This window comes from Gayadomonas joobiniege G7 (genome assembly GCF_000300815.1).
GTDB classification, from domain to species: domain Bacteria; phylum Pseudomonadota; class Gammaproteobacteria; order Enterobacterales; family Alteromonadaceae; genus Catenovulum; species Catenovulum joobiniege.
Genome location: NZ_AMRX01000006.1, coordinates 211,102 through 229,130, shown reverse-complemented (window position 1 = coordinate 229,130; position 18,029 = coordinate 211,102). Strand labels below are relative to the sequence as shown.

General features: G+C 41.0%; 19 protein-coding genes. 4 read left to right on the top strand and 15 right to left on the bottom strand.

Annotation, left to right across the window (positions count from 1 at the left end; genetic code table 11):
* Positions 1 to 142 precede the first annotated feature (142 nt).
* Both C727_RS0108205 and C727_RS0108200 read left to right on the top strand, forming a co-directional pair.
* Positions 143 to 520, top strand: a complete 378-nt coding sequence (locus tag C727_RS0108205) for a hypothetical protein (RefSeq protein WP_017445146.1) — start codon at positions 143 to 145, stop codon at positions 518 to 520.
* Positions 507 to 1,301, top strand: coding sequence for a glutathione S-transferase family protein (locus C727_RS0108200; protein ID WP_017445145.1), 795 nt, complete (start codon positions 507 to 509; stop codon positions 1,299 to 1,301). Before C727_RS0108205 ends, C727_RS0108200 begins: the two co-directional genes overlap by 14 nt.
* A 69-nt stretch (positions 1,302 to 1,370) precedes the next feature.
* Here the strand turns inward: C727_RS0108200 and C727_RS0108195 are convergent, their stop codons facing one another.
* The 7 genes from C727_RS0108195 to nudF all read right to left on the bottom strand — a co-directional run bounded on the left by C727_RS0108195 (position 1,371) and on the right by nudF (position 8,084).
* Complete coding sequence (locus C727_RS0108195) at positions 1,371 to 2,951, bottom strand: FG-GAP repeat domain-containing protein (RefSeq protein WP_017445144.1); 1,581 nt, start codon at positions 2,949 to 2,951, stop codon at positions 1,371 to 1,373.
* Positions 2,952 to 2,975: 24 nt separating this feature from the next.
* Positions 2,976 to 3,611, bottom strand: a complete 636-nt coding sequence (locus C727_RS0108190) for a glutathione S-transferase family protein (RefSeq protein WP_017445143.1) — start codon at positions 3,609 to 3,611, stop codon at positions 2,976 to 2,978.
* 176 nt (positions 3,612 to 3,787) lie between these two features.
* Positions 3,788 to 5,680 carry a DNA topoisomerase IV subunit B gene (gene parE, locus C727_RS0108185; RefSeq protein ID WP_017445142.1) on the bottom strand — a complete coding sequence of 631 codons (1,893 nt, stop codon included), beginning with the start codon at positions 5,678 to 5,680 and terminating at the stop codon, positions 3,788 to 3,790.
* A 3-nt stretch (positions 5,681 to 5,683) separates the two neighbouring features.
* Complete coding sequence (locus tag C727_RS0108180) at positions 5,684 to 6,265, bottom strand: YqiA/YcfP family alpha/beta fold hydrolase (protein ID WP_026052631.1); 582 nt, start codon at positions 6,263 to 6,265, stop codon at positions 5,684 to 5,686.
* Between the two features lies 1 nt (position 6,266).
* Positions 6,267 to 7,007 carry a metallophosphoesterase family protein gene (locus C727_RS0108175; protein ID WP_017445140.1) on the bottom strand — a complete coding sequence of 247 codons (741 nt, stop codon included), beginning with the start codon at positions 7,005 to 7,007 and terminating at the stop codon, positions 6,267 to 6,269.
* Positions 7,007 to 7,447, bottom strand: coding sequence for a DUF1249 domain-containing protein (locus C727_RS0108170; protein WP_017445139.1), 441 nt, complete (start codon positions 7,445 to 7,447; stop codon positions 7,007 to 7,009). Before C727_RS0108170 ends, C727_RS0108175 begins: the two co-directional genes overlap by 1 nt.
* Complete coding sequence (gene nudF, locus C727_RS0108165; protein ID WP_017445138.1) at positions 7,440 to 8,084, bottom strand: ADP-ribose diphosphatase; 645 nt, start codon at positions 8,082 to 8,084, stop codon at positions 7,440 to 7,442. The genes C727_RS0108170 and nudF overlap by 8 nt, the downstream gene beginning before the upstream one ends.
* 92 nt (positions 8,085 to 8,176) lie before the next feature.
* On the opposite strand from nudF, the gene C727_RS0108160 reads away from it, so the two are divergent.
* Entirely contained in the window at positions 8,177 to 9,496 is a 1,320-nt protein-coding gene (locus tag C727_RS0108160; RefSeq protein ID WP_017445137.1) for a TolC family outer membrane protein, read from the top strand.
* 17 nt (positions 9,497 to 9,513) lie between these two features.
* Here the strand turns inward: C727_RS0108160 and htpX are convergent, their stop codons facing one another.
* Positions 9,514 to 10,386: a protease HtpX gene (gene htpX / locus C727_RS0108155; protein WP_017445136.1), complete on the bottom strand. Its 873-nt coding sequence runs from the start codon at positions 10,384 to 10,386 to the stop codon at positions 9,514 to 9,516.
* Positions 10,387 to 10,617: 231 nt separating this feature from the next.
* Here htpX and C727_RS0108150 point away from each other — a divergent pair, with 231 nt between their 5' ends.
* Positions 10,618 to 12,522, top strand: coding sequence for a metallophosphoesterase (locus tag C727_RS0108150; protein ID WP_017445135.1), 1,905 nt, complete (start codon positions 10,618 to 10,620; stop codon positions 12,520 to 12,522).
* A 54-nt stretch (positions 12,523 to 12,576) separates the two neighbouring features.
* Here the strand turns inward: C727_RS0108150 and C727_RS0108145 are convergent, their stop codons facing one another.
* The 7 genes from C727_RS0108145 to C727_RS0108115 all read right to left on the bottom strand — a co-directional run bounded on the left by C727_RS0108145 (position 12,577) and on the right by C727_RS0108115 (position 18,024).
* On the bottom strand, positions 12,577 to 12,975 hold the full coding sequence (locus tag C727_RS0108145; RefSeq protein WP_017445134.1) for an META domain-containing protein: 399 nt from the start codon (positions 12,973 to 12,975) through the stop codon (positions 12,577 to 12,579).
* 93 nt (positions 12,976 to 13,068) lie between these two features.
* Positions 13,069 to 13,569, bottom strand: a complete 501-nt coding sequence (locus C727_RS18220; RefSeq protein WP_017445133.1) for a chalcone isomerase family protein — start codon at positions 13,567 to 13,569, stop codon at positions 13,069 to 13,071.
* On the bottom strand, positions 13,566 to 14,810 hold the full coding sequence (locus tag C727_RS0108135) for an SAM-dependent methyltransferase (RefSeq protein ID WP_051008736.1): 1,245 nt from the start codon (positions 14,808 to 14,810) through the stop codon (positions 13,566 to 13,568). The genes C727_RS18220 and C727_RS0108135 overlap by 4 nt, the downstream gene beginning before the upstream one ends.
* Position 14,811: 1 nt before the next feature.
* Complete coding sequence (locus tag C727_RS0108130; RefSeq protein WP_017445131.1) at positions 14,812 to 15,570, bottom strand: DUF1365 domain-containing protein; 759 nt, start codon at positions 15,568 to 15,570, stop codon at positions 14,812 to 14,814.
* The gene (locus C727_RS0108125; protein ID WP_017445130.1) at positions 15,567 to 16,817 is read right to left on the bottom strand and encodes an NAD(P)/FAD-dependent oxidoreductase; all 1,251 of its coding nucleotides are present in this window, start codon (positions 16,815 to 16,817) and stop codon (positions 15,567 to 15,569) included. The genes C727_RS0108130 and C727_RS0108125 overlap by 4 nt, the downstream gene beginning before the upstream one ends.
* Positions 16,818 to 16,841: 24 nt before the next feature.
* The gene (locus tag C727_RS0108120; RefSeq protein ID WP_040459253.1) at positions 16,842 to 17,588 is read right to left on the bottom strand and encodes an SDR family NAD(P)-dependent oxidoreductase; all 747 of its coding nucleotides are present in this window, start codon (positions 17,586 to 17,588) and stop codon (positions 16,842 to 16,844) included.
* 1 nt (position 17,589) lies between these two features.
* Entirely contained in the window at positions 17,590 to 18,024 is a 435-nt protein-coding gene (locus C727_RS0108115; protein ID WP_017445128.1) for a nuclear transport factor 2 family protein, read from the bottom strand.
* Positions 18,025 to 18,029 lie beyond the last annotated feature (5 nt).

Genomic DNA, 18,029 nt, shown 5'->3' with positions numbered 1-18,029 from the left:
AAAAGCCGCTTTTGCATCATTATCAAATGTTTGATTTTCTGTTAGCGATTTTGCATAAATTCATATAAAACCACTATACTCATAGAGATTGACGGCGTTTGAAGGTATCAATCCTTGTTTTTAATAAAACAAAAGGTTAATTATGAACCCTCAACGCTCGCTTAAATGTCGGTTATTAGAAATATTAGCTTGGTTTATAACCTTACTTGGCCTGCTAACTTTAGTTACCCCGCTACCTGGCACTGTTATCCTGTTAGCAACCGGTCTATCTTTGTTAATCTACGCCAGCCCCAAAATGCGCCTTTGTATTCAATGGGCTCGCAGCCGCTTGCCTTGGGTACACCGCTCGTTTAATTGGTTACAAAATAAAATTGGCAACAAAATTAAAGTGCTTGGTGAAACGCTAGCCAAAACCCAACCCTTACCCGACACCACGGACAAATCACTTAGCCATAGCGAGTATGTCCGCTTTCATCTTAAACACGAACAAAGGGAAAACAAAGCAAATGACAAACAATGAGCCTGTTACACTTTATGCTTATGTGACTAGCCCTTACGCGATGAAGGTTCACAGCTTTTTATTGTATAAACAGATCCCGTTTCAGGTATATTACGTGAACCCAACCCACCCAGAGCGTGAATTACCATTTGGTCGCAGCATTCCCGTGCTTAAAATAGGGCAAAAAGCACGCAACGACTCGACGCCAATTGGATTATGGCTTGATCAATGTATCTCAGAGCGGCCACTCATGCCAGCACAAGTCGCTGTTAAAAATCGGGTTTTAACGATTGACCAGTGGGTTAGCGAGCACTTGATCCCATCAATATTTTTTAGTGTATACCCTAAGTTTTTTCAGCCTAGCAGCTTGCGGCAATGTTGGCCGGCCGCTATGCAATTAGGTCGTTGTGTCGCGCAAACAACTCACCATGGTTTTCCAGCTGGCCTTAGATACCTGTGGCCACTATTGTTAAACCGTGCGGCTTTTATTCGTCGGTTAATAGAGCCTCTAGCGGCAAAAAAAACAGCGTCAGAGCACAGGAAGTCAGTCTTATTAACGCTAGAAAACAAACTACAAAGTAAATCATTTTTAGCTGATACAGAGCATCCCACACTGGCTGATTTATCTGCATGGTCACAAATCGTAGGGCCCTACCAACTAAATTTGTATCATATGGATGATTTTTTAAACTTTTCCAATATCAGGTTATGGGTAAAAAGAGTGGCCGCCTATTTACCAGCAGATACAAACAAACCGCCACTGGTGCCGGCAATTCTAAACCCAAGAGAACTGCATTTTTGATATCACTATATTGACTCTATTAAGCCATCTATTCACCGGACAGTGTAATAGATGGCGTTAAGATACTCTTTAGTTTAAATACAAGATTGCATTTGTTTTTGGGGAGGGGAAAGTTTTGACACTGCCATCAACTTTAATGACTTGAATACTGGCAACTTCACGCCCTGCTGGCACAGCAAAAAACACATTCGGGCTAGAATCGGTCCCCATGCCTTGACCTGAAGTTACTTGTTTTGTAATCACCTCACCATCGGCAAACGTTGCTTTTATTTCGGCACCAAGATAGTCAGCTCGGTCTGGTACTAATACTTTGATAGCATCCACTTGACTCTGATTAATAAACCCTCGAACTTTGCCAGCCATATTCAACCAAAATACATCCGGCCGATTATCATTGTTTATATCAGCGATAAGTGCCGATTGACCGTAATTTAGATTATTCAGTCCTAATTCATCCATATGATAAAAACCATTTTGTTCATTTCCGGTTAACCGAATAAAAGCTTTGCCAGGTAATTTATTTACTTTATGACCAGGCCACTTAATATAGTTTTGTGCGACCAGTAAATCTAACTCTCCATCCAGATTAACATCTTCAAAAACGCCGCCCCACGCAAAACCATATCCATCAAGTTTGTATTTTTTAGTAGCATCACTAAATCGCATATCCCCATCATTTTGTAATAACAGCCATTCAAGTTTGATGACCTGTTGCTCTGTCAGATCACCTCGTACTAAAGACTCTGGTATTGACGAACCAATATTAGAGATATACAAATCTTGATCGCCATCCTTGTCGATATCTCCTATACCTAATCCCATCCAATACCCTAAACCACTTTCATAAGTCGTTTTAGTGAACCTTAAAGCGCCTTGATTTTTAAAAATTTCTACGGTGCCAGTATTATTTGCAACCACTAAATCTTGTAAACGATCACCATCTAAATCCACAAAACCGGACACAAACGTATTTTGGCTGCCTTGGGTGCCTGTTTGAACCGTGACGTCCTTAAAACGGCCATCACCTAAATTTAATAACATTAAGTTGGGTTTTGCATGGTCAGGATCGTTAAACGTTGCAGTGACAAAGTTGGCCGCATCAACAAAGTTACTCACGTACAAATCAGGCAAGCCATCTTTATTAATGTCTGCTGTTGCTATCGCATTCGCAAAACTATTTTTGGGCATAACTACATTGATTTTTTGAGCAACAAAACGACCGTTTTTATTATGATACAACCAAGGACCATCTTGCTGAGCGGTCACTAAGTCAGTCGCCCCATCATTGTCTATATCAATGGCTAGCGCACCAAACACTGCTTCTGTGGTTTTTAAATTCACTTGCTCAGCTATGTTAACCATAGCACCTTGTTTAAATTGGAATAATGCGCTGTTTTGCCCTTTTGAACCAGAAACAAAAATTTCCATCGCACCATCACTATCAACATCAATCGCAGCACCACCTAAAAAAGGAAAACGCCCCTCCGCTGGCTGATGAGTAAAATTCATTTGAATTTCTTTAAATGGTTGCACTTGGGGCGGGTTGCTCGCGACTCTAATCCGTTCTTCAGCGTCTAAAAAACCAGAAAAATAAAGCACAACTAGACTAATAACAACCAATATACTGCCAACAATAATGACTTTTTTCATGATTGGATCCTGTACGAAAAATAATTAATAAAGAGATTGACTCAGTTCGGCAAGTACAGCATTGCCTTGTTGAACACCCGGACGTTGCCGGATTTGATTTAACCAACCTTGTAAAAATGGATAATTTTGAACATGTTGCGGGTGACTTTGGGTAAATCCTTTCATTGCCGAGGATGCCCATGGATAACACATAATATCGGCAATAGAATACTCCTTGCCGGCAAGATAAGGCTGCTCTTTTAGGGTACACTCCATTACCGCAAGCAAACGAAAACTTTCGCAGAGAAAGTGCTTTTCGCTATACGCTTGTTTATCTTTCAGCGACTTAAAATGATTGTATTGGCCCAACATAGGGCCTAATCCCCCCGCTTGCCAAAACAACCAACTAAGGATTTCTTGTTTTTGTGATTGTTGAAAAAATTGCCCCGATTTTTCAGCTAAATAAATTAACCCTGCGCCAGATTCAAATACACGTTGACCCGTTTCATGATCAAAAAGTGCTGGGATACGACCATTAGGATTAATTTTTAAAAATTCAGGCTGTTTTTGTTCGCTTTTACGGATATTAATAGGTTTTAGCTGGTACGCTAAACCTGTTTCAGCGAACATAATAGAAAGTTTACGGCCGTTTGGGGTATTCCATGTGTAAAAATCTATCATAAATCTGCTCCGGAGCACGCATTGAAAAACGCAATGCTGGCCGTGCTCCTGACGCCAGTTTTAGAAATAAGTCATAAGCCATTGCGTATTACCCAGTTGAATCAGGAAAAACAGCTTAATTCCTATACACAGTGTGGCTGATATTTTTAAAACTGCCAGATTTATATCAAAGTTTATTAAACCAGTATCTCGGCTTGATCGCCTTTACTCTCTAACCAAGCTTTACGATCTGAGCTGCGCTTTTTGGCCAGCAACATATCCATTAACTCTTGTGTCGACTCATTTTCATCAATCGTTAAGCGGACCAAACGCCTTGTATTAGGGTCCATAGTGGTTTCTCGTAGCTGCAAAGGATTCATTTCCCCTAAGCCTTTAAAACGCTGCACATTAATTTTACCGCGTTTCTTTTCAGCTTCAATGCGATCCAAAATCCCATTTTTTTCATCCTCGTCTAACGCATAAAAAACTTCTTTACCAACATCAATTCGGTACAGCGGTGGCATAGCAACATAAACATGCCCGTTTTCAACTAGCGGTCTAAAATGACGGGTAAACAGTGCACATAACAGCGTCGCGATATGAAGCCCATCCGAGTCGGCATCAGCCAAAATACACACCTTGTTGTAACGTAAACCAGATAAATCTGGACTGTCCGGATCCAGCCCGATTGCAACTGAAATATCGTGAATTTCTTGCGATGATAAAATCTGACCAGATTCAACTTCCCAAGTATTTAAGATTTTGCCGCGCAGCGGCATAATGGCCTGAAACTCTCTATCTCTTGCTTGTTTGGCACTGCCACCAGCCGAGTCACCTTCTACTAAAAAAAGTTCTGAACGTAACGACTCTTGCGAGGTACAATCAGTCAACTTACCAGGCAGTGCAGGACCTTGGGTGATCTTTTTGCGCACCACTTTTTTAGCCGCGCGCATTCGCTTTTGTGCATTAGCGATAAAACTTTCAACTAATTGTTCGGCAATATCCGTATGTTCATTCAGCCACAAGCTAAACGCATCTTTCACGACACCTGATACAAACGCAGAACATTGCCTGGAAGACAGCCTTTCTTTAGTTTGACCGGCAAATTGAGGATCCTGCATTTTTACAGACAAAATGTAACTGCAGCGCTCCCAAACATCGTCTGGCGTTAATTTAACGCCACGAGGGATCAAATTTCTAAACTCACAAAACTCTCTGACTGCATCTAACAAACCTTGCCGCAAACCATTTACGTGAGTCCCGCCCTGAGCGGTTGGGATAAGATTGACATAACTTTCATAGAGACCTTCTCCCCCTTCAACCAACCAAGTAACGGCCCACTCAGCGCTTTCGGTTTTACTTTTAAACTCTCCGACAAAAGGCGTTTTGGGCAAACTTTCAAAACCTTCTACCGATTGCATTAAATAGTCTTGCAGGCCATCCTGATAGCACCATTTATGTGTTTCGTTTGTGACTTTGTCCTGAAATTCAATTTCAAGGCCAGGGCAAAGCACAGCTTTAGCTTTTAGCACATGTTTTAGCTTGGCTGAGCTAAATTTTGCAGAATCAAAAAATTCTGCATCGGGCCAAAAGTGCACTGAGGTGCCTGTATTTCTTTTGCCGCAAGTGCCTATTTCACTAAGATCTGAAACTTTATCGCCGTTTTCAAACGCAATTTGATAAACAACACCATTTCTTTTTACCGTCACTTCAACTCGCGTGGATAACGCATTAACAACCGAAACCCCAACACCATGCAGACCGCCTGAAAATTCATAGTTTTTATTAGAGAATTTGCCGCCTGCGTGCAGCTTAGTTAGAATCAGCTCTACCCCTGGTACCCCTTGCTCTGGGTGGATATCAACTGGCATCCCACGGCCATTGTCGGAAACTTCGAGGGATTGGTCTGGGTGCAAAATAACTTTGATTTGACTGGCATGACCGCCCATCGCCTCATCAACTGAGTTATCTATTACTTCTTGCCCTAAATGATTCGGGCGTGTGGTATCTGTATACATGCCCGGTCGACGACGGACAGGTTCTAAGCCACTTAATACTTCAATTGCCTGTGCATTATATTCTTGTGTCATACTTTAGCTCGATTTAGACAATAAAAATTGACTGATTTTAGGTAAATAATCCTGGTAATTAATAAAAGCGTGGTCACCGTCTGGGATCACTTGCATACTGCAGCCCTGATATTTTTGTTCGGCTTCACGATAATCCAATGTTTGGTCGCCAGTTTGCAATAAAACCATTAGCGTTTGCAAATTAGGTAAACAATCAAACTGTTTTAACGACTGATTATAATCCTCGGTAACGAAAAAGGTTTGTTTAGTGTAAGGGTTGGTATGCTGACCTAAATACTCATTTAATAATCGCCAAGGGTAAGCGGCTGGATTTATCAACACTGCCGGCAAATTATTCTGCCGGGCACACCAAGCCGCTAAAAAGCCTCCTAGAGAACTGCCGATAAATCCTATCAGCTGATTTTTATGTTTGTGAAGTAGTGCTTCTAGTTGTGCTCTGATCGCATTGGGCTCATTTGCTAGCTGCGGAATAATTAACTTAATATCAGGATAATGGGTGTAAAACCACTGTTTAGTTAGCTCAGCCTTCATCGACTGTGGTGAGCTTAAAAAACCATGTAAATATATAATCTTTTTTGTTGTCATATTATAACCAGCGCACGCTTGTTTGTATTCTGCCATCAGCCTGACACTTGATCACTTGATAACCAAAATCTGGCAGATAGTTTTTATCTCCTTGGTGATCAAATTGCACTGAACTGGCAGGGCAGGCAAACCAAGCAATACCATCGGTTAAACCTTGTTGATAGGCATGTACATGGCCATGAAAAAGCCCTTTAAAATTTTCTATTTTGGCGATTGCCTGGCGCAGCTCTAAAGCGTTGTTTAACGGGTAATTATCGATAAAGCTTTTAAACTCAGCGATATGATGATGCACAAAGAGCGCCAGGTGAGCACTATGATCAGCCTGTTCTAACCGTTTATTTAAAACTGTGCAATCCACGCTTCCAGCACCTCGCCCCTCTTCAAGGTAACTGTCTAACAATAAAAACTGCCAACCTGAAGCACTGAAGTGATCACTATCAACAAACAATTCAGAACGTTTCAACGCAGCGATTTCAGCAGGCAAATCATGATTACCAGGCAATAAAAATTTTTTTTGTGGTAATTTTGCGTTAGCGACTATATTGGCAAAAAGCTGATAACTTTCAGCAGTTTCTTGCTGCACTATATCACCGGTAAAAACAATAAAATCCGGCGTATTTGGCAAGTTTTTTATGTCAGCCAATACTTTTTGCAAACGTTCAGCCGGATTAATTTGGCAAAATAAGGCCTCTGGTTCCGCCATCAAATGACAATCAGTTACTTGAGCAATAGTCACAGACATTAACTAAATACCTGATCTGGTAAGGCCATACCGTGCTCGTGGCAATAACTTAACCAATCGTATAAAAATTGGTTTATTTGCATTTTTTCGTCTGGTTGATGCATATGCGGATTAGGATAAATATAACTCGGTTGAATACGGGTCATATTTTGACTGGCAATCACTTCAGCCATTTTTGCGTCATGATACACTCGAATGCGCACTTTGGGTTGCATGATATCCGGCATGCTATTAGATAATTGGCGCATTTCAATCTCATTCGTGAAACGACTACTATGCTGAACACGAATTTGAAAAACCGCTTGTGGGCCAGTTTCAAAGGCTTCAATATGATCTAATCGCCAATTACTAACTAAACCGCTAAGCAAAAAATAATTTTGCTCACATACTCGGTTCATTAATGCGATATCTGGAATGTATTTTTTTGCGACTTTATTCACTCTTCTCTCGCCATTGTTGACGTACTTTAACAAAGTTTAACTTCAGCCACTGCAGTGCAATCAGTGGTGAGGCGTTTTCAATAAGTCCTTCATCCAACCATTGCATAACCATTTGACTGTCAAAAGCATGTACCCTGATATCTTCGTGCTCTTCCGGCAAACCGCATATTTCAGAGGCCTCATCGGCATTGACCCGGCCGATAAAAACATGGATTCGCTCACTGGTACCGCCACAACTCGTTAAATAGCTTTGCACAGGTATCATAGCCTGCAATTGCATGCCAGTTTCTTCTAATGTTTCTCGCTCCGCCACTGCCTGGATGCTTTCGCCGGGTTCAATCATGCCGCCAACAAATTCAAAAGACCAAGGATGGTTTGCATTTTCGATACAACCAATGCGAATTTGTTCCAACATTATTATTTTATCAGCGACTGGGTCAAACGGTAATACCACCACTGCATCTCCGCGCTGGAATAATTCGCGCTGAACTTCCTGTGACCAACCGCCAGCAAACAAGCGATGTTTAAAAGTAATCAAAGAAATTTTAAAAAATCGTGAAAATAACTCTTTTTTCGCCGTTATTTGCAAATCTTTTTGACTAAAACTGTAAGGTAGTTTTGATTTTTTTATTGGCATGGTTATCCTATCGCACAGAGTTTTGCATATCATGAGTATACCATGTGGTTATACTCGGGTGATTGTCTTTTTAAAATAAGGATACAGCTTTAATGAAAAGCCCAGTTAAAAGTTTAGCACTTATTGTGGCTGGACTATGTTTCAGCACCCAGCTCAAAGCCGCCGATTTAGTTCAAGTTTACCAACTGGCAAAAGAGCAAGACCCACTCATAAAACAAGCTGAGGCGGAATTTAGAGCCGCTGAGCAGTTAGACGATTTATCTCGGTCCGCCCTATTACCGCAAATCAATGGCAGCTTGAGTTATTCAGATGACAATTTGCAAAACCAACAGCAAACCGCTGCAACTATAGGTTTGGTGCAAAGCATTTACCAGCATGACAATTGGTTAAACTTGAGTAAAGCTGACAAACAAATTGCACAAAGTCGTTATGTGCTGCAATTAAACCAATATGATTTAATAAACAGAGTTGTAAATGCCTATTTAGATCTCTTGTTGGCACAAGACAATTTAACCTTTGTGCAGGCTGAAAAAGAAGCCATTCAGCGAGAGCTTGAACGAACCAGAGAACAGCTCAAAGTGGGTATTGCAGCCGTCACTAACCTGCATGAAGCCCAAGCTCAGTTTGACGCTTCGGTAGCCGAAGAAATAAGCGCCGAGAACGAAATCGAATTAGCACGTGAGAACCTTCGTGAAATTACCGGCCAATATTATATCGAAATAGATCCATTAAAAACCGATGATTTTACGCCGCCCAAAATAGATCCTCAGGCAGTCACCGACTGGCTCAAGTTAGCCGAAACCAGTAATCCCCAAATCCAACAACAAAAATTAGCAATGCAAATTGCCAAAACTGAGATAGACATTGCTGAAGCAGGTCATTTACCAAACGCTAATTTTTCTGCCAATTATTCATGGGCGGATACCGAAGGGCAAGTGGTTAACTCACAAACTGGTGCCATGCAAACTTTAAATACCCAGCGTGATGGTTTGGCTTGGACAGTCTCTGTCGATATTCCTATTTATACCGGTGGTCGGGTCACAGCTGCCAGTAAACAAGCAGCTGCACAATATGTTATTTCGGCGCAGGGTTTGCAGCAAATTCACCGCGGCGTGATTAAAAATGTGCGCAGTGCTTATAACAATGTTAAAGCGGCAAACGCACGTATTGATGCGCTCAAACAATCGGTCATTTCTGCCGAAAGCGCACTGGATGCAACACAAGCTGGCTTTAGAGTGGGCACCCGCACCATCGTCGATGTCCTCAATAGCACACAGGTGTTATATAGTGCCCGCAGCAGTTTAGCAGCCGCCCGTTATGACTATATTCGGGCGATTGTTGCACTAAAAAGTGCCTCTGGCCGGCTAACCGACGATGATATATTAGCCATTAATAGTTTAACCGACCAATAAATCACAAAATTATCCAGTTATCGGGTGCTTTTTAGCGCCCGAATACGTTGATCTAGTGGTGGGTGGCTCGCTAACAAGTTCATTAGTTTGCCCTTGCCATTGATGCCAAACGCCATCATACTGCCTTCTAATCGGCTTTCTTGGCTTTGTTTGAGCTTTTCTAACGCACTGATCATAGAAGGCTGTCCCGCTAATTTTGCACCGCCCGCATCCGCTCTAAATTCGCGCCGGCGTGAAAACCATGCCACTATCATACTGGCTAATATGCCTAATAAAATTTCTAATATAAAAACAGTGACAAAATAACCTACGCCGCCTAAACCAGAATTTTGATCATTCCCACGCGAGGCATTATTAATAATACCAGCGATCACTCGGGCTAAAAATATAACAAACGTATTTACAACACCTTGAATCAAAGTCAAGGTCACCATATCGCCGTTAGCAATATGGCTAACTTCATGGCCGAGTACAGCTTCAACCTGCTGCTGATTCATATTATTTAACAGCCCGGTACTCACTGCCACCAAGGCTTCATTTTTATTCGCACCCGTCGCAAAAGCATTCATTTCGGGCGAATCAAAAATAGCCACTTCTGGCATCCCAATACCTGCCGCTTTTGCCTGTCTGGCCACTGTATCTAACAGCCATTGTTCGGTTCCAGTGGTGGCCCTTTCGATAACTCTAGCACCGGTTGAGCGTTTTGCGATCCATTTAGACATTAACAAGCTAATAAAAGCGCCACCAAAACCAAAAATGGCTGCAAATACCAACAAACCTGACATGTTCTGGGTCGATAAACCAAACAGATTAAAAATAATGCTCATGGATATACCTAAGGTCACCATGATGGCTAAATTGGTTAACAAAAATAATATGATTCGTTGCATTGAGTTGCTCCTAGATAGAAACCGACAAAGACATAATATGTCTAATTTAGGGAAATACAATAGTTAAAAATTAAATTTTTTTACTTTGATTTTTAGTCAGCTAAGCGTCATTAGATAGTAAACAAAGTTTCATTAATAAACCTTAATCTAGAGACTGTCATTTTAACTTTGCTTAACTGAAACCGACCAGGCTTTTAATTTAAAAATACCCCCCCTGAGGAGGAAAGAATAATGAACACCCGACAGTTTCTAATACTTTTAACGGCTTTTATATTATCGGCGTGCAATCTTAGTATTGAGGTTGACAACACTCAAAACCCACAGCCGTCTAACCCTGAACATAGTTTATTAACTGAACCCTTTTTACAAAAACCAAGCTCTGACTCTGTCAACGTGGTTTGGTTTACCAACTTCAAAGGCAAACAACATCAACTTATTTATGCAGGATCACAGGTGGTTGATGCGACAACCACTAAACTTACACGTATGATGGAAGATGCTGACTCACGGCAATTAGGAAAAGAATACAAAAACGCCACGTTTCGAACGGTTTACCGCCACGAGGCAGTCGCGAGTGATTTAACGGCTGGTCAACGGGAAACTTATTTTGTTCGTAGCATAGATCAAGCGGGCCAAACATTTGCCAGCGGGAGTTATTCACTTACACCTGCCCCCGCTTCCGGCAGCAGCCTAAAAATATTATTAACCTCAGACCTGCAATCGAAGAAAAACGTCGTTGCTAATTACCAAAAAGTTGTTGAAACCATTGGCCACCCCGATGCTGTTTTATTTGCCGGTGACTTTGTTAATATACCTGATCGCGCTTCTGAATGGTTTGACCAAGCCAAAAACGACGCGCCTGCCTTTTTTCCAGCTTTACAAGGCCGTTACCAACAGTATATGCCTGAATCAGAGTATACGGGCGGCGCGATTCTTCAGTATGCACCTTTATTTGGCACCATTGGTAACCATGAAGTCATGGGCCGCTTTCAGCCATCTGAAGATTATAAAATTAATGCAGCCTTTAATGACCCTCAGCCTAAATGGTATGCTGAAATTGCCTATCAGAATCTTAAAGAGCAAATCAACCCAACAAATGATCCCTTGGTTAAAAAAACCTGGATTCAGGATCAATCGCACAACCAAATGAGTTTTTTAGATATTTTTAGCTTTCCCGATGACGGTCCAGCAGGTGAGTCTTATTATGCAACTCAGTTTGGCGATGTTTTTATCATTTCAATGAATGTTTCCAGAATTTGGCGCGCTTGGTCAGTCAGTGGCAATAATAAAAGCAAGTTTGTAGAACAGCTAAGCCAATTGAAAAACCCAGAACAATGGGGGTTTGGTGAGTTTTTATTTGAGCGTTTTGATAAAGGATCAACTCAATATAACTGGCTCGTCGAAACACTTAACTCAGACGCGTTTCAAAACTCAAAATACAAGGTTTTAATGGCTCACCAAAGTGTTTTTGGTTTAGGCGACAATAGTGTGCCTGTGTTAACTAACCCTATTATGCAATTAGTAGAAACAAGTGCCCAGGGTGAAGAAACTATTACTGAATTATCCATGCCGATAAGTCAGCAACAATGGCAAGAACAAGTGGTAGCTAAGTTAGATAAGCTGTCTGAAATCCGCTACCAATACCCACTCAACAAAGATATCTGGTTAAACGATATTGAACCTCTGCTCATTGAAAAGGGTGTTGATTTAGTGCATGTCGGCCACTCACACGTATGGAACCGAGCTAAAGTAGATTCATTAAATTATCTAGAAACTTCGAATGTGGGTAACTCATATGGCGCATACTTTGATGATACCAGTGGGGTCTATCAAAAAAATGTTCGCAGTAGTTATGCTGATTTTTGGCAAGCACTCGAACAAAACAATCCTCATTGGTTAAAATCAGATTATCCAGCCAGTGGCGACCCACACGAGCGCGCAATGCAATACCCAAGCCTGTTTAGCCCTATGGATGCTGAAAACAATGACTATCCAAATTTACCTTTTGTGGCGTCTAACCAGTTAACCGTATTTTCTATTTTAGATACAGCCTCTGGCACCGTTAAAAGCTATGTATTTGATGTTGCGGATAGCGATTCAGAGGTAAAACTTTTTGACGAATTTAAGTTAAATTAAAACCGACACCCATCCACTAAAATGGCTTGCAAACAAACTGCAAGCCATTATTTTTTATTCGGCAGAAGACATAACAAATAAGGCATTCCCATCGGCATCATAAGCCAACATTTGACCCGCTTGTTCTTTAAATTCTACGCTATTTTCAAGTGCTTTTAAAAACTTAGTTTCTTGTTCCATCACTGGCCCAACACAGGCACGTTTAGTGCTTGCCAACTGGCCAACATCGAGCTTACCGTCGGTGAAACGATAGCTTCCTGTATATTGATTACATCCACTATTGCCAAAAACCCGTTCATCTTCAGCAAACTCTAAGGTAATTTTACTTTCTTTTAGCAAAGAGTCGCCTAAAAGGCTATCCAATTGCCAAGCACCTTGTGGTGGTTCATTGCTACAAGCCATTAAAAAGCTGGCTGATAAACCTATCCATGTAAATCGAAAAGTTTTTAACATAGTTTAGTTCCATAAGAAGTTTATTATTGGTGAGCGTATCAAAACGCTGCTTCTATACAAGTGCCGGTAACAATTCCTTACGTTAGTCTGAGTTTAAGGCGATAGGTTCAATAATTGTTTTCTGATCGATTGATATTCAGCTTCAGGCCCTATCCAAATCGACAAAAATTGGGGGCCAAAATCCGGGTCATCAACTTGTCCTATGCGTTTACCGTTGTGGTAAAAAACACTCTGACCTTGAGGGTTTAAATGGCAAACTAACGTATCACCTTTATCGATGTCCGGCCACATGTTTTCCAGTTGCGCTAACCAAACGTTATTGAGTGGATGTAGGAGCGACATCCGTTGCCACTGTGAAGCGGTTTCTTTGACTAAAGCGCGTTTCGAAAAATCACGCAAGTAGGTGAGTTTAAGTGCTTGTTCGTTTTGACTGCGAAAATACCAAGCGTCATAAATATCCCAAAATAACACTGATAGGCGCGCATTTCCTAACGCTGGCTGAGTTTTCCAAAACGGCTGCTCTGCCGCAGCCTGAAAGGTACCAAGAGACGCACTCAACAAAAATACACTAACCAAAAAAGTCAGTTTGTTCATTCTACAGTTGCTCTATACAAAGGTTTATCTGCCACAAAATGAACAGTGGAGATCACACGTTCGCGAAAACCGCCTTCGCAATAAGCTAAATAAAATAACCACATGCGAATAAATCTTTGTTCGAAACCTAATTTGCGGACGGCTTCAATTTGGCTGACAAAAGCCGTTCGCCAATCGGCCAGAGTGTCGGCATAGTGTAAACCTATATCAGTCACCTCAGAGACCAACATGTCGGTATGCCCAGCTGTCTGTGCCATCATCACCTGCAAAGAAGGCAAAGCACCACCAGGAAAAATATACTTTTGAATAAAATCAACATTATTTAAATAATAATCGTATCTTTGATCTTTTATCGTAATGGCTTGCAACAACATGCGGCCATCATCTTTGAGCAAACTCGAACATTTAGAAAAATAATCACTGTAGTATTCAGCACCAACGGCTTCAATCATCTCAATGCTCACCAATCTATCGTACTGACCGGTGAGATCCCTATAATCTTGTTTGAGTACACTAACCTGCTGTGTTAATCCGGCTTTTTTGACCTGCGCGCAAGCATATTCATACTGCCGCTGAGATAAAGTGGTCGTGGTCACCTTACAGCCATAATGCTTAGCCGCATAAATAGCCATTGCTCCCCACCCTGTACCAATTTCAATTAAATGATGTTCGGCTTTCAAATCCAGCTTTTGACAAATTAACGCTAGTTTATATTGTGATGCCTCTGCTAAACTAGCGTCTTGAGTGGGGTAAACCGCAGCTGAATACATCAATGAAGGATCCAAAAACAGCTGATAAAAATCATTGCCCAGATCATAATGCGCTGAAATATTTCTTTTAGCGTTTATTTTAGTATTTCGATTAAACCAGTGGCCGATACGGCGCAACGGGCCTGAAAACCGTGCGAGACCTGAATCAATTTGGTCGCAAAGTGCCTGATTTTTAGCAAACAACTGAACCGCTTTTGTTAAGTCTGGCGATGACCAAAGCCCTTCCATGTAGGCCTCACCAGCACCGAGACTGCCGCCCAAAATGATACGTGAATAAAAGCTGATATCATTGATGATGATTTCCGCATGAAGATCCTGAGACTCATCACCAAAATAGAACACCTCACCCGCTTCTTTAACTTTTAAAAAACCAGACGGCAACTCAACCAACCTGTCTAAAATTTGACTTCGGCAATATTTTTGCCAGAGACTGGCTTGCGAAAGTCGACTGCCTATTTGCGCTTCGGCCATTTTATTTTTCACTCTTTTTATACGCTTTGTGATACCCGTAAAACGGGTTGCCTTTTACCCATGTCTTACATGCCTGCCAGTAAATGGCACACAAGATAGATACGCTCATGACAGGGAATCTGATCAAGAGTGAGAGGTAATTTTTTTGATTCAAAGGCTTTTTTGTTAACTGCATTCCGGCGGCAAAATATTTTTTGTGCTGGGCATAATTTGCAACTTCAATACTCAAATGTTCGCAAGGCGAGTTAAACTGCCACTGATACATAGTTTTTTGATGATTGAACGGAGACACCTGAAATGTTTTGGTGTGAGCGAAACGGCCATTCGTATTTTTTAATAAATAAAAATGTTTTTCATTCCAGGGTGTATTACTGACTTCTGCTAATAGATAAGCAAGTTCGCCATTGCGGCTGAAGATATAATACAAATTTAACGGGCTGAAATAGCAGCCTAAATAGCGTAGATGTCCCAAATAATATATTTTTTCATCACCCTGTAATTCGCCGCCTAAAGATTTGGTTTTTGCCATGACCGCTTTTTTAACATCTTTTTCGTCATTAAAATGGTCGGTTAATTTAAATCGTCCCCAGCTTATCCCTTTGGATGAAAACCCAAATAACTGACGATTGAGTAATTCAAACTCATCCAGATCTAACCAGAGCATAAAAAATTTATAAAAAAATTGATGAGGTTTAGGTGACCAGCGCCTGTGCCAAGTTTTTCCATAGTAGATTGCACTGTTAAAATTAGACTGGCTCATAGCGGCTCGATTCCCATCGCCCGCACAATATCCAGCGCACTTGTTAATCCGTCTTCATGAAAACCATTGTACCAGTAGGCACCAGCATACCAAGTGTTGTTAAGCCCGTTAATTTGGTTACGTTTTTGCTGCGCAAGAATACTCTCGTTACTATAAACAGGATGCGCGTACTCAAATTTTGCCAAGATTGATTCAGTTTTAATCTGAGCTGTTTGGTTTAACGTCACACAAAAGGTGTGTTCGCTTTTGATATTCTGCAAAATATTCATGTTATAAGTCAACGTAGGAAAATCTGGATCTGCTGCAGTCAGTGCATAATTCCAAGCTGCCCAAGCCCGTTTTCGCTGCGGCAACAAAGCTGTATCCGTATGTAATATCACCTGATTTTTCTGATACGGCAAGGCTGACAAAATCGCTTGTTCCGACACACTCGGATCCGCTAACAAAGACAATGCTTGGTCAGAATGACAAGCGAAAATTACTTGGTCATAACTTTGTTGATGATCAGAAAATTGAAGAACCACCTGATTTTGCTCTCTTTTTACCGATAATATGTGACTGTTTAAACGTACATTTTTTTCTATCGCTGGGCGCATCGCATCGATATATCTTTGTGAGCCACCTTTAATCACTTTCCACTGCGGCCGCTCGGAAATATTTAACAAACCGTGATTATTAAAAAAGCGCATAAAAAAATGCAGTGGGAAAGCCTGCATGGCCGTTAATCCCGAAGACCATATGGCCGCGCCCATCGCTAAAATATAGTTACGTGCAAAATAGTCTGAAAAACGGTATTTTTTTAGAAAATCCCCCAGAGACAAATTTAGATCAGGATCTTGGTTCGCTAATAAGCTTTTACCCGTTTTATTAAATCGGGTAATTTCATATAAAAAATGATAAAACTTGGGGCTGGCTAATTGTCGTCTTTGTGCAAATAGAGTATTTAAATTATGCCCGTTATATTCCAATCCGGTTTCACTATTTTTAACACTGAAGCTCATTTCAGTATCTTCAGCTGTGACACCTAAATGATCAATAAATCGATTAAAATTAGGATAAGTCCAATCATTAAAAACAATAAACCCTGTGTCTATCGCATACTGTTTTCCGGCAAACTCAAATTCGTGCGTTGCTGTATGCCCCCCTAACCTGGTGTCCTTCTCAAACAGTGTGACTTGATGTTGTTTATTTAGTGCCCAGCATGCAAACAGCCCAGAGATACCTGAACCGATAATCGCTATTTTCATAATGTGTGCTCAATAAAAAACCAGCTACTTTTTGGCTAGCTTGCGGGAAAGGAAGTGCTGCAGTTGGATCGGCAGACAATGAATTATTTTTAATGGCCATGCTAGGCGTCTTGGGAACGCGATATGCATTTTACGTTTATCTAAACCATTTTTTATACGGACTGCGGCTTGCTCTGCCGAAATCTGCCCTGGCATTGCAAAGCTATTTTGACGCGTCAGCGGCGTATCTACAAAGCCGGGTTCGATTAAACAAACATCAATTTGGTCGCCATAATCTACTCTCAGGGAATCGGTAATATAAGCCACCGCTGCTTTGCTGCCAGCATACCCTTCGGCGAGTGTAAATGGCATTTGACTCGCTAGGCTGCCGACAACCGCCAAACAAGCTTTTTTTTCTGACTGTTGACGGCAAAGCTGGGGTAATAAAGCTTCTATGCAATTAAGTGTCGTGGTTAAGTTAACATGTATATTTTTTTCTATTGTGTCAGCAGAAAATTTATTTTCTTCCAAATAGATGCAGCCACCTGCTGCCAAAATTACTAGATTGAGCGTCACGTCTAACTGCTGCAACCTTTTAGTTAACCTATCTATTTCATTTTTATTCGCTAAATCACAGGCAATGGTATCTATGCCCTTTTGATCTAGCTCGAATAATTTATCGGGATTGCGGCCCACCGCAATGACATTAAAACCTTGGCGATGGTATAAATAGGCTAATGCTTGACCTATACCAGACGTTGCACCCGTTATCAGAACGGTTTGATTTATCATGTTAATACTTTGCCGCTTTGTTTTTAACATATCTTGAAATACGTCTAACAACCGGCAATTGATCAAACAAAAACTGGCTTAAATCGAAATAATCTCTGTGAAAAACGACTTTGTCACCCTCAAAAATAAGTTTGCTGATGCCATCAACAGCTATTTGTTTTCCATTATTTAAACTTTTGTGCTTGATCCTCATGGTCCATTCAATTACCGCAGTATCTTGGATTTCGACTACCGATCCTTGGCTAAATTCGCTACTAATCGTATTTTTATACATATAAGCGAAATACCGTCTGAGCTGATCACGCCCTTGAATATGATGGAGTGGATCAATAAACTCTATGTGGTCTGAATAAATCAAATTGAGTTGTTCCAGTGTTTCGTAACTTAATGATTGATAAACAGAAAAAAAATAATTCACTCGATGACTCTGAACCATAGTGG

Bases quoted from the DNA above. Each gene is read 5' to 3' on its own strand.
- C727_RS0108205 (WP_017445146.1), top strand. From the start codon at position 143: ATGAACCCTCAACGCTCGCTTAAATGTCGGTTATTAGAAATATTAGCT.
- C727_RS0108200 (WP_017445145.1), top strand. From the start codon at position 507: ATGACAAACAATGAGCCTGTTACACTTTATGCTTATGTGACTAGCCCT.
- C727_RS0108195 (WP_017445144.1), bottom strand. From the start codon at position 2,951: ATGAAAAAAGTCATTATTGTTGGCAGTATATTGGTTGTTATTAGTCTA.
- C727_RS0108190 (WP_017445143.1), bottom strand. From the start codon at position 3,611: ATGATAGATTTTTACACATGGAATACCCCAAACGGCCGTAAACTTTCT.
- parE (WP_017445142.1), bottom strand. From the start codon at position 5,680: ATGACACAAGAATATAATGCACAGGCAATTGAAGTATTAAGTGGCTTA.
- C727_RS0108180 (WP_026052631.1), bottom strand. From the start codon at position 6,265: ATGACAACAAAAAAGATTATATATTTACATGGTTTTTTAAGCTCACCA.
- C727_RS0108175 (WP_017445140.1), bottom strand. From the start codon at position 7,007: ATGTCTGTGACTATTGCTCAAGTAACTGATTGTCATTTGATGGCGGAA.
- nudF (WP_017445138.1), bottom strand. From the start codon at position 8,084: ATGCCAATAAAAAAATCAAAACTACCTTACAGTTTTAGTCAAAAAGAT.
- C727_RS0108160 (WP_017445137.1), top strand. From the start codon at position 8,177: ATGAAAAGCCCAGTTAAAAGTTTAGCACTTATTGTGGCTGGACTATGT.
- htpX (WP_017445136.1), bottom strand. From the start codon at position 10,386: ATGCAACGAATCATATTATTTTTGTTAACCAATTTAGCCATCATGGTG.
- C727_RS0108150 (WP_017445135.1), top strand. From the start codon at position 10,618: ATGAACACCCGACAGTTTCTAATACTTTTAACGGCTTTTATATTATCG.
- C727_RS0108145 (WP_017445134.1), bottom strand. From the start codon at position 12,975: ATGTTAAAAACTTTTCGATTTACATGGATAGGTTTATCAGCCAGCTTT.
- C727_RS18220 (WP_017445133.1), bottom strand. From the start codon at position 13,569: ATGAACAAACTGACTTTTTTGGTTAGTGTATTTTTGTTGAGTGCGTCT.
- C727_RS0108135 (WP_051008736.1), bottom strand. From the start codon at position 14,810: ATGGCCGAAGCGCAAATAGGCAGTCGACTTTCGCAAGCCAGTCTCTGG.
- C727_RS0108130 (WP_017445131.1), bottom strand. From the start codon at position 15,570: ATGAGCCAGTCTAATTTTAACAGTGCAATCTACTATGGAAAAACTTGG.
- C727_RS0108125 (WP_017445130.1), bottom strand. From the start codon at position 16,817: ATGAAAATAGCGATTATCGGTTCAGGTATCTCTGGGCTGTTTGCATGC.
- C727_RS0108120 (WP_040459253.1), bottom strand. From the start codon at position 17,588: ATGATAAATCAAACCGTTCTGATAACGGGTGCAACGTCTGGTATAGGT.
- C727_RS0108115 (WP_017445128.1), bottom strand. From the start codon at position 18,024: ATGGTTCAGAGTCATCGAGTGAATTATTTTTTTTCTGTTTATCAATCA.